The following is a 12,188-nucleotide window of genomic DNA, read 5'->3' on the forward strand; positions in this document are numbered from 1 at the left end:
CATACGTCATTTTCTTTATTTATTAAGGTTATTAACATCTTTTATGGGTTTTGACAAAACAATTGACATCTTTTTTATGAAGTACAAAAGTGATTATACAATTAGGAAAATCGTCAAATTTACTGTCAATATTATTGTCGATTTAGTGTCAATTTTAATATTTTTCTAAATTGCTAAGCAGATAAGGTTGGTTGAAAAAATGGCATTTGCAATGAAGACCATATTCTCAATTTGGTCTTCATCGCCTTTATGAAGACCACCTTCTCTGGTTTTCCGAAGGGATTTGGTCATCATCGTCATTATGATGACCACTTTCTCTGGTTTTCCGGAAGGATTTGGTCTTCATCTCCTTTATGAAGACCTATTTCTTTGGTTTTTCAATAGGAACTGTCTTCATCCGTATTAAACACGAAAACTCACCAATATGCGGTGAGTTTTTGTGTTTAATATACAAATCACTATGTCTAAACGTTTATCATTTCGGCTTTAAATTTCAGAAAAGCACCTCTAAACGGAACCCCTAAGATTAAAGTGAGACCTCGTTTTTATTAAGCAAACAATTGAACTAATTTATCTTCAACAGGGAATGGAAGCGAAACATTATGGTTTTTCAATTCTTTTACACTGATATCACGCACAAGTTTCAGCGCTTCTTTTTTAAAGGAGCTTGTTACAAAACCGGCATTCACTTCACATAACTTTTGTAAATATTTCAATGTATCGTGCAGCAGATATTGCTTAATATAAGTATTATTGAGCTGACAAATTAATTTGTGCTGTAAGCCTTTAATAACAGCAATCTGATCGACATGTACGATGACATTTGCACCATCTTGGTCGATGAAACCAACAGAAACATAATGACCTTTTGAGATATCAACATTAGTAAACACAGGGTTTAGATAGGTTTCACCTGATGATAACCGAATCGAATCAGCCTCAGCCGCACCGCCGATTTTACGTTGATTTGAAATAACCGTGTGAATATCCTTCAACCCATATAGCATGTTAAACATGTTGTATCCCCCTCCAATTAATCTCTATAAGGTTATATTATAGATAATGAGAATCATTGTCAATGGTTGTCAGGCACCAAATTGTGGAGGTTGTTTGAACAAAAACTGCAGATTGTCGTGGTCATAGAATCCAACTTAATAAAGATAGGAACGAAAGAAGAGTCTTTTCCAATTTTGAAGAGTAGATTATAAGATCACCGATCTGCATACTTGAGTTGGTAAAATTAAAATAGTAACAGTTAAAATGCATGTATTTAGCATGTTTTATGCCGATATTCACCTTTTATTAATATTCTAATATTTTCATAGTTTGGTAACACTTTGGTCAAAATTTCGTCTATAATGGAGAAAGAAAAATAATAAACATCAAAGAGGGATTGATCGATGGGGAATCTTAAAAGCGGTTGGTCGAAGGGGACGTTAATTGCTGTCATTGCCGTTGTTTTTTTGTTTACAGGGATATTTGTTAGTAATTATTTTCAAGCAAAAGCTGCAGGTGATGAATCTAAAAATCATCAAAAAAATAAAGTTACTAATCTACCTGTGAAGAAAAATGTGTCAGCGGAGATGATTGTACGGAACACAAACGATTTAAAATTGGAAAAAGAATTAATAAGAAAGCAACAAGACAAAGCCGTGATATGGAGTAATCAGCAAGAACGAGAGACTAGTAAGGTGCCAAACAGTCATACTACAAATAAAGCTGTGGCACACCCCACCACAAAAGATAAAACTACTTCTCAACCACCGACAAAGGAATCCATTGCAGCTCCGTATAAACCAAAAAATACACAACCAAGAAATAGTGGTAAGAAAATTGTCTATTTAACCTTTGATGATGGTCCAGCAGCTTTTTCCGATAAGATTATTGCGCTTCTTGAAAAGTATCAATTTAAAGCAACATTCTTTATGATTGATGGGAACATAAAGAGATATCCTGAAGCGGTTAAATTAATGACCAAGACAGGTGAAACGGTTGGACTACATAGTGTATCTCACAGTCAAAAGAAATTTTATAAATCTAAAGAATCAGTGCTTAGTGAATTAAACCAAAACCGTAACACCTTAAAGAAAGTGTCAGGTGTCAATTCTTTTATTATGCGAACGCCCTATGGCAGCGCACCAAACATGACAGACGAGTATAAAAAGGCCGTCAAGGAAAATGGGTATTTGATGTGGGACTGGAATATTGATAGTAAGGATTGGTACTATAAGGATAAACGCTATATCAACAGCGTTATCAACCAAATAAACCAGAAGAAAGACCATAATGGACCGCTAGTTATCCTTTTACATGAGCGAAAGGAAACTCTTGCTTATTTACCATTACTTCTAGACTATTTAAAGAAACAAGGCTTTGAAGGTAAACCAATTGAAAATACTACTACTCCAATCCAATTTTGAGATAAGACAAATATCTGCAGATTTGGTAAACTAACCATATATTAAAAATTCTTTCATGTGATTTATAGTGAATATAATGGGGATCGATAATGGCCTATGATGAATAAACTATTGCAGAGCACCGGTTTCAAGAGAATATCAATTTTTGTCTTAATTGCCATTGCTATTTATGCAATGAAGTCAATGATTAATCTAATCTTACTTACGTTCATACTTACTTTTTTAATGGATCGGTTAGTCCAATTCATTGAAAGGAAAATACCGCTTAACCGAAAGTTAATTGTTGTGATATCGTATGCAAGTATTGTCGGTTTGCTTTCTTATGGATTGGTCATGTATCTTCCGATGATTGCAGGCGAAATTACCGCATTAATCAAGCAATTAACCGCCTTTTATACAACTAAGCATGATAATATTGTACTGAATTATATAATGAGTCGAATGGAAGAAATAAAAATCTCAAGCTATTTAGAGCAAGGCTTTACCTTTGTATTAAAATATTTTACTGATATTAGTAAAATTGGTTTGCAAATTTTATTGGCTCTGTTAATGAGTTTGTTCTTCCTGTTGGAAAAACCGCGTTTGATTGCCTTTACAAAGAAATTTAGAACCAGTAAAGTTTCACCCATTTACAGTGAAATTGAATTTTTTGGACGAAAGTTTGTTGGAACGTTTGGTAAAGTGATTGAAGCACAACTAATCATTGCTGTTGTAAACTGTATTTTGACAACCATCTCCTTATGGATCCTGGATTTCCCACAGCTTGGCGGGTTATCCATCTTGATTTTTATTTTGGGTCTTATTCCTGTTGCAGGTGTGATTATTTCATTAATTCCGCTTGCAATTATTGCCTATAGTATTGGCGGTTTGATCAAAGTCCTTTATGTCGGCATTGCCATTATGATTATTCATGGTATTGAGGCGTATATTCTCAATCCAAATTTAATGAGTTCAAAAACAAACCTTCCTGTTTTCTATACATTCATTGTCTTGATATTTTCCGAGCACTTTTTTGGTATTTGGGGATTGATTGTCGGAATTCCCGTCTTTGTTTTCCTTTTGGATGTACTAGAAGTGACAGAGAATAAGAAGGCATAAAAAAGCCCATCGGTTGGGCTTTTTTGTTTATACTAAGTGTATTAACTGTTAGGAGGAGACTTTATGAGCGAATGCAAGCTAGACCATACCCATGAAGATGTAAAAAGTAAATACGAATCTCTTGCAGCTTTTTTGCCTGAAGATATGAAGCCATTATTTAATCAATTCTTTGAAAAAGAGCATACACAGGACCTTTTAAACGAGGTGTTCCATTTGCTGAAAAAATACGATTTAGCTCCAGAAGATGAACAAGCTCACAGGAACAACCGCTTATATATGGTCCTTAAGAACGTATAATTAATAAGGGAGCCCCAATATTTGGGGTCCCTTATATTAACAAATACATGTTTTTCTTTTGACGCCAATTTTATCGCGGAGTTCGATTTTTTTTATATAATCAGTTGCTAATGGCACTTTACAAGCTGTTTGGCCAACATTCACATGAACCTTGCCAATTTTTTCAGCTACCTTGATTGCCTCTTCATGTAGAGCAATTAAATAGGCACCGGTACTTATGACAAATCCATTCATTACATAGCGGACCCGGTTTTTTTCTTCATGAATGGTTGTTTCCCCTGTACGCCGTGATTGATAAAGGTATTCTTTGTTTGTTCGGACCCCAGTTCAGCAAGCTTCCACATGATTTCATCTAATGTCATTCTCTATCCTCCCAATATACTGATCATTTCTCTTATTTTATCATCTTTTTGGAAGAGTTTCCTTTTGTTGTAATTGTTAATCAAAGTTATTTATAATGAAATGAGTTGTTTTTGAAAATATTAAGAAAAGCAAAGTTTAACAAGAAAAGAGGATACGATGGGCGAACTACTGCAATTATTAAAACGTGGCAATAAATCCGCCATGCTGGCGGCAATAATTAATACAATTATTTCAATTATAAAAGGTGTCGCTTTTATGTTTACAGGCAATGTGGCGATGTTCGCTGAAACGATGCACAGCCTCGGTGATGCTGCGAACCAGTTTTTTGTGTTTATCGGCTCCGCCTTAAGTAAGAAGGCACCGACTGAAAAATATCCAAATGGGTTCGGGCGCTTAGTAAATCTTGTTCTTTTGGGTGCTGTGTTAATTGTCGGAATTATGGCATTTGAAACCATAAAAGAAGGCTACCACCATGTAATTCATCCAACCGAGTCAGGTGGATTTGCTATTAATATTATTGTTTTAGCCGTTGCAACACTGCTAGAAATGTTTGTGTTATTTAAAGCAATGAAAGAAATTTTACATGAGATTGAGCTTGAAGCAAGTGGGCTTCAAATTTTCACTAAAAGTTTTGCCAATTTGGGAAGAGCTAAACCTGCGACAAAGCTCGTTTTCATGGAAGACCTCGTTGCAACCTTGGGTGGTTTGTTGGCGATTATTGCTGTTGTCATTTCTCACTTCACTGCATTCCATCAAATAGAGGGATTGGCCTCGATGCTTATTGGTGGGATGATGTTCTTTGTGGTTGGAAGGGTCTTTTTAGATAATGCTGCAGGAGTCCTTGGTCAAGCCGATGAAGAGATGGAAAATAAAATCGGTATCCTTGTTATGGAGGATCCTGATGTCAAGGATATTCAAGGAATAACTGTCATTAAAGAGGGCGAAGACCTGCATGTGGAGTTAGAAATCGAAGTCGATCCAAAATTAACGGTAGCCGCGGCCGATGATATTAAGGACCGTCTTCATGAAAAAATTATGGCAGAAAAAGGGGTTGTTGATGTCACGATTGAGTTTGATGAGGAAGACGGAGTAATGAGTTGGAAGGCACGCAGTGAATCAGCTACAGAATAGATAATGCCCTTTGTGTAGGAATCAAATTGGAAACCTTTTTCTGTCTTGACAGAACGAATAAAGCAGCTATCAAGTGGGATTCTATACTTAGAGCGCTATTTAGGAGGTAGCATAGGGTGAAACACAATATACGGTTGACCAGTGCGGAAATCGGGGGATTATGGGCTACGTATATTCAGGAGAATATGTCTGTTTGTTTACTGACATATTTTCTTCATCACAATCAAGATGAAGAGATTAAAAAAATTCTAGAACAAGCATATGAAATATCTGAGGGCCATGTTCAGAAAATCACGACCATCTTTAATGATGAAGGAATCCCAATTCCTGATGGATTTTCAGAAAAGGATATTAATTTATCTGCCCCGCCATTATTTTATGATATGTTTGGCCTCAGTTTCGTTTATTCGATGAGCCGGATGAGTATGATTAACATGGGATTTATAACAGTAAATACGGCAAGAGAAGATGTGATGGATTTTTTTGTTACAATGGTTCAGCAAACTTCGATGTTATATCAGCAATCCACTAACCTAATGCTTTCAAAGGGAATCTATGACCGTCCGCCGATGATCCCTTATCCAAATAAAGTGGAATACATTGAAAAACTGTCTTATTTAAGTGGATTCGGGAAAAAAAGGCCGTTAAACGTGGCTGAAATTACAGAAATTTTTTTTAATACGGAGCGGAATTATTTTTCAATCCTTTTATGTATGGGATTACTTCAAGTGGTATCAGACAAGGAGATACATAATTATATTGAGGAAGGTAAGAAAATATCTGAAAAGCAAATCACTACCTTCAATGATATCCTTATGAGAGAAGAACTACTCGGGAACGTGTCAACAAGTGTAGAAGTGACGGATTCAACGGTTTCTCCTTTTTCCGATAGGCTTGTGGTTACGCTTTTCCATTCATTGAACGCTATTGATATCACGCTTATCGGCCATGCGTTATCATTATCAATGAGAACAGACTTGTCTGCCTATTATCAAAAGTACATTTTAGATATTTTGGTGTATTCCGCTAAAGGGTTTGATCTAATGGTCGATCGTGGCTGGGCCCAGCTGCCTCCTCATGCACCAAGTCGAAGGGATCTACAGAAATTGTAAGGTTCGCGAATTTCGCGAACCTTTTCTGTGCTTTTCTTTCTATTGTCTAGCTCCAGCGCTTCCGCTGTTCTTATTCCCAAGGTTTATGTGTAGTCAGTACACTTGCCAGCTCTTTACTGTTTTTTCTGTGTTCTTTCCTCTTTTCGGCTCTTTCTTTTCCTGTTTCAAATAGTTTTTTCTCTTCTTCGGTTTCAGGGATGATTCCTGGAACCTTTGTCGGTTTTCCATTGTTATCCAATGCAACAAACGTTAAAAAAGCAGTCACGGCAATTTTTCTATTCCCGGACATCAGGTTCTCCGCAATAACTTTGACGAAAATCTCCATGGAAGAAGATCCTGTTGACGAGACAAACGTTTCGATACAAACTGAATCCTTCGGTGTAATTGGACTAAGGAAGTCGACCGAATCAATTGAAGCAGTGACACATTCCGCTCTGGAATGCCTTACTGCCGAAATAGAGGCAATCATATCAATATCACTGATTAACTTTCCGCCGAACAAGGTATTATGGTTATTTACATCATTAGGAAAAATCCGACTCGTTCTGACGACTCGAGATTCATTACACGTTTTTGCTTCCATCCAATCCCTCCAAGAACTGTTTATAATAATTTACCCAAATCACTAACTTTCTTGTAGATTTTAGTGAAATAGAGATATTTGTGGTACATTATTTAATATATCAATTGTGAGTCAGGAGGAACACTAAATGAGTTTGCAAGCACAGATCATGAAGGAGTTAAACATAAGTCCGACCATTCAACCGCAAGAAGAAATTCGGAAACGGATTGATTTTTTGAAAAATTACATAATCAAAACAAAGGCAAAGGGCTATGTTTTAGGGATTAGCGGCGGTCAAGACTCTACTCTTGCAGGCCGCCTCGCACAAATGGCAGTTGAGGAGCTGCGCAACGAAGGACTGGATGCCTTGTTTATTGCTGTTCGTCTTCCTTACGGTGTCCAGCAAGATGAGGAAGATGCTAAGCGTTCATTAGCCTTTATCCGTGCAGATCGTGAGACAGTCTTTAATATCAAAACAGCCGTTGATGATGTACAAAAGGAATATGATACAAGTTATCAAGGGGCACCTTTAAGTGATTATCAAAAAGGAAATGTAAAAGCTAGGATGAGGATGATTGCTCAATATGCAATCGGCGGCATGGAGGGACTGCTTGTGATTGGAACGGACCATGCAGCAGAAGCAGTCACGGGTTTCTATACGAAGTATGGCGATGGCGGGGCTGACATCCTTCCGCTCAGCGGCTTAACCAAGCGGCAGGGGAAAGCCTTGTTAAAAGAGCTAGGTGCAGATGAACGTTTATATTTAAAAATACCTACGGCAGACTTACTGGACCAAAAACCTGGTCAGGCCGACGAAACAGAGTTAGGGATTACATATGATGAACTCGATGATTATCTGGAAGGAAAACCAGTTTCAAAAGAGGCCGCAGAGAAAATTGAACAGCGTTATCTTATGACAGAACATAAACGCCAACTACCAACCACCATGTTTGACGAGTGGTGGAAATAAGAATAGCTACCTATTATAAGAAACATATCTGATAGGTTTTTATTTTATAAAAAAGGGTAAATTAATTATAATTTCGTTCACATCTTTTCCTTTGACAGAAGCAAATCTGTGTAATATTATTAAATCCGATAAAAACAATCAGAATTAGGGGGTTTCACCAGTGAAAAAACTTACCATTATTTTTGCACTCTTATTAAGCTTTATGTTTGTGCTAGCAGCATGCGGCAAGGATAATGCCGATAAAGATAATAAAAAAACTGATAACAAAACTGCTGAAAAAGCAGATAATGATTTATTGAAAAAGGTAAAAGATGAGGGAACACTTTTAATTGGAACAGAAGGTACATATCCTCCATTCACTTTCCATGATACTAGTGGCAATCTAACTGGATTTGATGTAGATCTTGCGACTGAGGTGGCTAAACGTATCGGGGTTAAACCTGAATTTAAAGAAACTCAGTGGGATGCGATGTTTGCAGGATTAGATGCGAAGCGTTTTGATATAATTGCTAACGAAGTTGGGATTCGTCCAGACCGTCAGGAAAAGTATGATTTCTCAGACCCATATATTACTTCAGCAGGTGTCCTGATTGCCCATGAAGATAATGATAAGGTTAAAGCATTTGAAGATATTAAAGGATTAAATGCAGCTCAATCGATGACAAGTAACTACGCAGATATGGCAAAGAAATATGGAGCTAAGATTGTTGGAGTGGATGGTTTCCAGCAAGCAGTTGAGCTCCTTGCTCAAAAGCGTGTGGATGTGACCATTAACGATAAGCTTTCATTTTTAGACTATAAAAAGCAAAAGCCAGATGCGCCAATCAAGGTTGTTGCAACCGCAAATGATGCTTCTTCAAGCGGCTTTATGTTTAGAAAGAAAAGTGACACACTTGTTGACGAAGTGAATAAAGCGCTAAAAGATATCGTCGACGATGGCACTTACAAAAAAATCTCTGAGAAATGGTTTGGTGAAGATGTACTTAAATAGTATTTTTGCTGACCCAGAAAGAACGGCAAGGTTAATCGATATTGCAAAAACTTCCCTCCAGCCACTGCTGGAGGGTGCTGTTATGAATACCATTCCATTAACAATCATTTCGTTTATCATTGGGATTATCCTGGCGGTGTTAACGGCTCTTGCTCGAATTTCTCAGGTTAAATTCTTTCAAGGGATTGCCAGATTTTATGTTTCGGCGATTCGCGGAACACCATTACTTGTTCAGTTATTCATTATTTTTTATGGACTACCTAATATCGGAGTTACCTTAGATCCATTTATATCCGCGGTGATTGGTTTTTCTCTAAGTGTTGGAGCCTATGCTTCAGAAATCATTCGAGCAGCGATTATCTCCATTCCTAAGGGCCAGTGGGAAGCCGGTTATTCGATTGGAATGACCTATACCCAGGCGTTAAAAAGAATCATTCTTCCGCAAGCAGCAAGAGTATCCATACCGCCATTATCGAATTCATTTATTAGTCTTGTAAAAGACACTTCTCTTGCGTCAGTTGTCCTTGTAACAGAGATGTTTCGCCGGGCCCAAGAAATTGCTTCAACCACCTATGAATTTCTATTGGTATACGTAGAGGCAGCGCTTCTTTATTGGGTCATTTGCTTTTTCCTTTCGATCTTGCAAGGATACTTGGAAAAGAGAATGGACCGGTACACGTCTTAATGAGGGAGTTTTACAATGATTTCAATTAAAGGTTTATATAAGCAATTTGGTCAATTAGAGGTGTTAAAAGGGATTGACCTCGTCGTTGAAAAAGGAAAAGTGGTCGTTGTCATCGGTCCATCGGGATCCGGTAAGACAACGATGCTCCGCTGTTTGAATGTGTTGGAAACTCCGACAAAAGGTGTCATTTCTATCGAAGGTCAAAGTTTGGATTTTTCTAAAGCTGTACCTAAAAAACAAATTGCCTCGTTTCGGCGCTTAACCGGAATGGTTTTTCAAAGTTATAATCTCTTTCCTCACAAAACAGCTCTTCAGAATGTCATGGAAGGGCCAATCATTGTCAAAGGCGAGGGGAAAGAGGCTGCAAGGAAAAAAGCACAAGCATTACTTGAAAAAGTGGGCCTTGGTGATAAAATTGATTACTTTCCCGCCCAGCTCTCCGGTGGTCAGCAGCAGCGTGTCGGCATTGCCCGGGCACTAGCAATGGAGCCAGAGGTTATGCTCTTTGATGAACCGACGTCCGCACTTGATCCTGAACTGGTTGGTGAAGTATTGAAGGTCATGAAGGACCTTGCTAGGGAGGGAATGACGATGATCGTTGTTACCCATGAAATGCGCTTTGCCCGCGAAGCGGCCGATGAAGTCATTTTCATGGACCAAGGTGTGATTGTCGAGAGGAACAAGCCAGAAGAAATTTTCACCAATCCAAAAGAAGAACGAACGAGGAAGTTCTTGAATATGATTCAATAAGGTGTTGTAGCCATGTGCTATGGCACTTTTTTATTTTTTGAAGCCTGTTTTCGTAAATAATGTTGTTATAACCCAAAGATAAGCTCATAATCAGCATATTTTGTGTAAAATTACACTTTGATAGCTGGACATTAATGATTTATTTAACCACCTGTCCGTCCAATGTGCGAATTTTTGAGTTCAATGGGCGAATCTAGGGCTTTTATGGGCGAATTTTGTACTTCAATGGGCGAATCTAAGGTTTCTATGAGCGAATTCAAAAAGCCACAATCTTTTGGAAATGTGTTTTTATATACGAGTAATAAAATAATGGGGCCTATAGACAAGCTAGTTCTTATGTTCCAAGACGATTTGTGTATTACCTAACTCTTATAAAAATGTCTATTGATGCAGAAACCGTTCTTTTTCTCAAGTTGGTTGCAAATTGATACGCTAGAACACCTGGGATTGATGAGGAAAATTTAATTATGAGTATGTCGCTTATTGATGACTTATTTGTAAGGGGAGAGTTAGAACAAGTAAATGATGATGTACAAACGGACATTAAAGAGAAAGACGAAGGGCATAAGTTCAGACTTAATTATTATTGAATTATATGGCTTTCAATACCTTTTTGAAAAAATAGGGCGAATATGCAACATCAATAAAGGTTTTTAACAGAATAAATAGATAAGGTGGTTTGAGGGTACTTGAGTTCATGAATAGGGATTACGACGGCGATCTCATTTTCTTATACTAAAAAACACAGTTGATATAGAATCTCTTAATTAAAGAAGCCTGTGGTATTTTTGTTCCACAGGCTTTACCGTTGCAATATTTATGATTTTATCTGAGATGTCCATTAGATATTATAAAAATAAAATTGCTATTATTTATTTCGAAAAGATTTCTTTTGCATGATCCATTGCCATTTTATTTCCTAAAGCTGAATAGTCAAGCCAAGGTTGATCTGGTACCACATAAATATGGTTGCCTTTTACTGCTTTTAACCCTTTCCAAATAGGGGACTCCTGTAACTGTTTAAAAGCTGTTTGAGCTTCGTCATCACTATTAACAACAACAAATATAGCATCCGCATCAAAGTCTGGAAGAACTTCTTGGGAAATCACTTCGTAAGGCTGATTTGAATCAAGTTCCTCAATACCGTTAGCTGGTTTTAAACCTAAATCTTCGAATAAAATCGGACCCATTGGACGTTTTGTGCTGAATACTCGTAACTCTTTTGCAGTAACACGAATAGCCATTACTTTACTACCATCACCAAGTTCATTTTCAATTAAAGTGCGTACTTCTTCTGTTTGTTTTTCGTAATCTGCAATAAATTGCTCAGCTTGCTGCTCTCGGTCAACAAGTTTACCAATCGACCTTAAATGATCTCTCCAGGTCCCTTCATTAAGATCAAATACTTCAGTGGATGCAACTTTTTCATATTTAGATAGATCTTGTCCTGCAAATTCTTTATCAAGATAGATCACTGAAGGGGTCAATTCGAGCAATGCTTCCATGTCTGGATCTTTAGCAGGTCCAAGCTTTGTCGTATCTTTCAACTGATCCTTTACGTGAGGAAGAAAATCTTTTAATTCCCCGCCAACGACTGAACCGACAGGCTTGATCCCTAATGCAAGTAAATCGTTTGTTAAGTGAATAGAGAGGGAAGCAATTCTAGTTTCTTTCTTATCAGCTTTCTCTTCGTTAGTGGATTTCACTTCATTTGAAACGGTTTGTCCACATGCTGACAATAAAAGTAACAACATGGTACTGAATAAAAGCGTAAATTTCTTTTTCATGATTTTCTCTCCTTGCTGATTG

At 37.4% G+C, this 12,188-nt stretch carries 15 protein-coding genes and 1 pseudogene; 10 read left to right on the forward strand and 6 right to left on the reverse strand.

Annotated elements, in window-relative coordinates:
- Positions 1-165 precede the first annotated feature (165 nt).
- Positions 166-300, reverse strand: a complete 135-nt coding sequence (locus J7E77_RS31195) for a hypothetical protein (protein ID WP_285290578.1) — start codon at positions 298-300, stop codon at positions 166-168.
- A gap of 248 nt (positions 301-548) precedes the next feature.
- The gene (locus tag J7E77_RS15710) at positions 549-1,016 is read right to left on the reverse strand and encodes a hypothetical protein (RefSeq protein ID WP_098930912.1); all 468 of its coding nucleotides are present in this window, start codon (positions 1,014-1,016) and stop codon (positions 549-551) included.
- Positions 1,017-1,400: 384 nt separating this feature from the next.
- On the opposite strand from J7E77_RS15710, the gene J7E77_RS15715 reads away from it, so the two are divergent.
- The 3 genes from J7E77_RS15715 (at position 1,401) to J7E77_RS15725 (ending at position 3,815) form a co-directional block, all read left to right on the forward strand.
- Positions 1,401-2,420: a polysaccharide deacetylase family protein gene (locus J7E77_RS15715; protein ID WP_214715577.1), complete on the forward strand. Its 1,020-nt coding sequence runs from the start codon at positions 1,401-1,403 to the stop codon at positions 2,418-2,420.
- Positions 2,421-2,516: 96 nt separating this feature from the next.
- On the forward strand, positions 2,517-3,518 hold the full coding sequence (locus J7E77_RS15720) for an AI-2E family transporter (RefSeq protein WP_214715578.1): 1,002 nt from the start codon (positions 2,517-2,519) through the stop codon (positions 3,516-3,518).
- Positions 3,519-3,581: 63 nt separating this feature from the next.
- Positions 3,582-3,815 (forward strand): group-specific protein, encoded by a 234-nt coding sequence (locus J7E77_RS15725; RefSeq protein WP_214715579.1) that lies wholly within the window; start codon positions 3,582-3,584, stop codon positions 3,813-3,815.
- A gap of 36 nt (positions 3,816-3,851) precedes the next feature.
- On the opposite strand, the pseudogene J7E77_RS15730 reads toward J7E77_RS15725, so the two are convergent.
- Both J7E77_RS15730 and J7E77_RS31200 read right to left on the reverse strand, forming a co-directional pair.
- Positions 3,852-4,088, reverse strand: a pseudogene (locus tag J7E77_RS15730) (DNA alkylation repair protein); the annotation flags it as partial.
- Positions 4,049-4,177, reverse strand: a complete 129-nt coding sequence (locus J7E77_RS31200) for a hypothetical protein (protein WP_285290580.1) — start codon at positions 4,175-4,177, stop codon at positions 4,049-4,051. The pseudogene J7E77_RS15730 and the gene J7E77_RS31200, both read right to left, overlap by 40 nt.
- Positions 4,178-4,334: 157 nt before the next feature.
- Here J7E77_RS31200 and J7E77_RS15735 point away from each other — a divergent pair, with 157 nt between their 5' ends.
- Both J7E77_RS15735 and J7E77_RS15740 read left to right on the forward strand, forming a co-directional pair.
- Positions 4,335-5,309, forward strand: a complete 975-nt coding sequence (locus tag J7E77_RS15735) for a cation diffusion facilitator family transporter (protein ID WP_214715580.1) — start codon at positions 4,335-4,337, stop codon at positions 5,307-5,309.
- 116 nt (positions 5,310-5,425) lie between these two features.
- Positions 5,426-6,421, forward strand: coding sequence for a DUF3231 family protein (locus J7E77_RS15740; RefSeq protein ID WP_214715581.1), 996 nt, complete (start codon positions 5,426-5,428; stop codon positions 6,419-6,421).
- 70 nt (positions 6,422-6,491) lie between these two features.
- Here J7E77_RS15740 and J7E77_RS15745 read toward each other — a convergent pair whose 3' ends face one another.
- Positions 6,492-7,004, reverse strand: coding sequence for an acyl-CoA thioesterase (locus tag J7E77_RS15745; RefSeq protein WP_214715582.1), 513 nt, complete (start codon positions 7,002-7,004; stop codon positions 6,492-6,494).
- Positions 7,005-7,131: 127 nt separating this feature from the next.
- Between J7E77_RS15745 and nadE the strand changes: the two genes are divergently transcribed.
- From nadE to J7E77_RS31205, 5 genes are all read left to right on the forward strand, one after another.
- The gene (gene nadE, locus J7E77_RS15750) at positions 7,132-7,953 is read left to right on the forward strand and encodes an ammonia-dependent NAD(+) synthetase (protein WP_214715584.1); all 822 of its coding nucleotides are present in this window, start codon (positions 7,132-7,134) and stop codon (positions 7,951-7,953) included.
- A 160-nt stretch (positions 7,954-8,113) separates the two neighbouring features.
- Positions 8,114-8,944, forward strand: a complete 831-nt coding sequence (locus J7E77_RS15755; RefSeq protein WP_308160639.1) for an amino acid ABC transporter substrate-binding protein — start codon at positions 8,114-8,116, stop codon at positions 8,942-8,944.
- Positions 8,931-9,629, forward strand: coding sequence for an amino acid ABC transporter permease (locus tag J7E77_RS15760; protein WP_168245631.1), 699 nt, complete (start codon positions 8,931-8,933; stop codon positions 9,627-9,629). The genes J7E77_RS15755 and J7E77_RS15760 overlap by 14 nt, the downstream gene beginning before the upstream one ends.
- 15 nt (positions 9,630-9,644) lie before the next feature.
- Positions 9,645-10,379 carry an amino acid ABC transporter ATP-binding protein gene (locus J7E77_RS15765; RefSeq protein ID WP_088089532.1) on the forward strand — a complete coding sequence of 245 codons (735 nt, stop codon included), beginning with the start codon at positions 9,645-9,647 and terminating at the stop codon, positions 10,377-10,379.
- 467 nt (positions 10,380-10,846) lie between these two features.
- Positions 10,847-10,969 (forward strand): hypothetical protein, encoded by a 123-nt coding sequence (locus J7E77_RS31205; RefSeq protein WP_285290581.1) that lies wholly within the window; start codon positions 10,847-10,849, stop codon positions 10,967-10,969.
- A gap of 282 nt (positions 10,970-11,251) precedes the next feature.
- Here J7E77_RS31205 and J7E77_RS15770 read toward each other — a convergent pair whose 3' ends face one another.
- Positions 11,252-12,166: an ABC transporter substrate-binding protein gene (locus J7E77_RS15770; protein ID WP_214715586.1), complete on the reverse strand. Its 915-nt coding sequence runs from the start codon at positions 12,164-12,166 to the stop codon at positions 11,252-11,254.
- Between the last annotated feature and the right edge of the window lie 22 nt (positions 12,167-12,188).

It is taken from the genome of Bacillus sp. ISL-77, from assembly GCF_018613105.1.

Bases quoted from the DNA above. Each gene is read 5' to 3' on its own strand.
- J7E77_RS15720 (WP_214715578.1), top strand. From the start codon at position 2,517: ATGATGAATAAACTATTGCAGAGCACCGGTTTCAAGAGAATATCAATT.
- J7E77_RS31195 (WP_285290578.1), bottom strand. From the start codon at position 300: ATGACGATGATGACCAAATCCCTTCGGAAAACCAGAGAAGGTGGTCTT.
- nadE (WP_214715584.1), top strand. From the start codon at position 7,132: ATGAGTTTGCAAGCACAGATCATGAAGGAGTTAAACATAAGTCCGACC.
- J7E77_RS15770 (WP_214715586.1), bottom strand. From the start codon at position 12,166: ATGAAAAAGAAATTTACGCTTTTATTCAGTACCATGTTGTTACTTTTA.
- J7E77_RS31200 (WP_285290580.1), bottom strand. From the start codon at position 4,177: ATGACATTAGATGAAATCATGTGGAAGCTTGCTGAACTGGGGTCCGAA.
- J7E77_RS15760 (WP_168245631.1), top strand. From the start codon at position 8,931: ATGTACTTAAATAGTATTTTTGCTGACCCAGAAAGAACGGCAAGGTTA.
- J7E77_RS15765 (WP_088089532.1), top strand. From the start codon at position 9,645: ATGATTTCAATTAAAGGTTTATATAAGCAATTTGGTCAATTAGAGGTG.
- J7E77_RS15725 (WP_214715579.1), top strand. From the start codon at position 3,582: ATGAGCGAATGCAAGCTAGACCATACCCATGAAGATGTAAAAAGTAAA.
- J7E77_RS15710 (WP_098930912.1), bottom strand. From the start codon at position 1,016: ATGTTTAACATGCTATATGGGTTGAAGGATATTCACACGGTTATTTCA.
- J7E77_RS15715 (WP_214715577.1), top strand. From the start codon at position 1,401: ATGGGGAATCTTAAAAGCGGTTGGTCGAAGGGGACGTTAATTGCTGTC.
- J7E77_RS15745 (WP_214715582.1), bottom strand. From the start codon at position 7,004: ATGGAAGCAAAAACGTGTAATGAATCTCGAGTCGTCAGAACGAGTCGG.
- J7E77_RS31205 (WP_285290581.1), top strand. From the start codon at position 10,847: ATGAGTATGTCGCTTATTGATGACTTATTTGTAAGGGGAGAGTTAGAA.
- J7E77_RS15735 (WP_214715580.1), top strand. From the start codon at position 4,335: ATGGGCGAACTACTGCAATTATTAAAACGTGGCAATAAATCCGCCATG.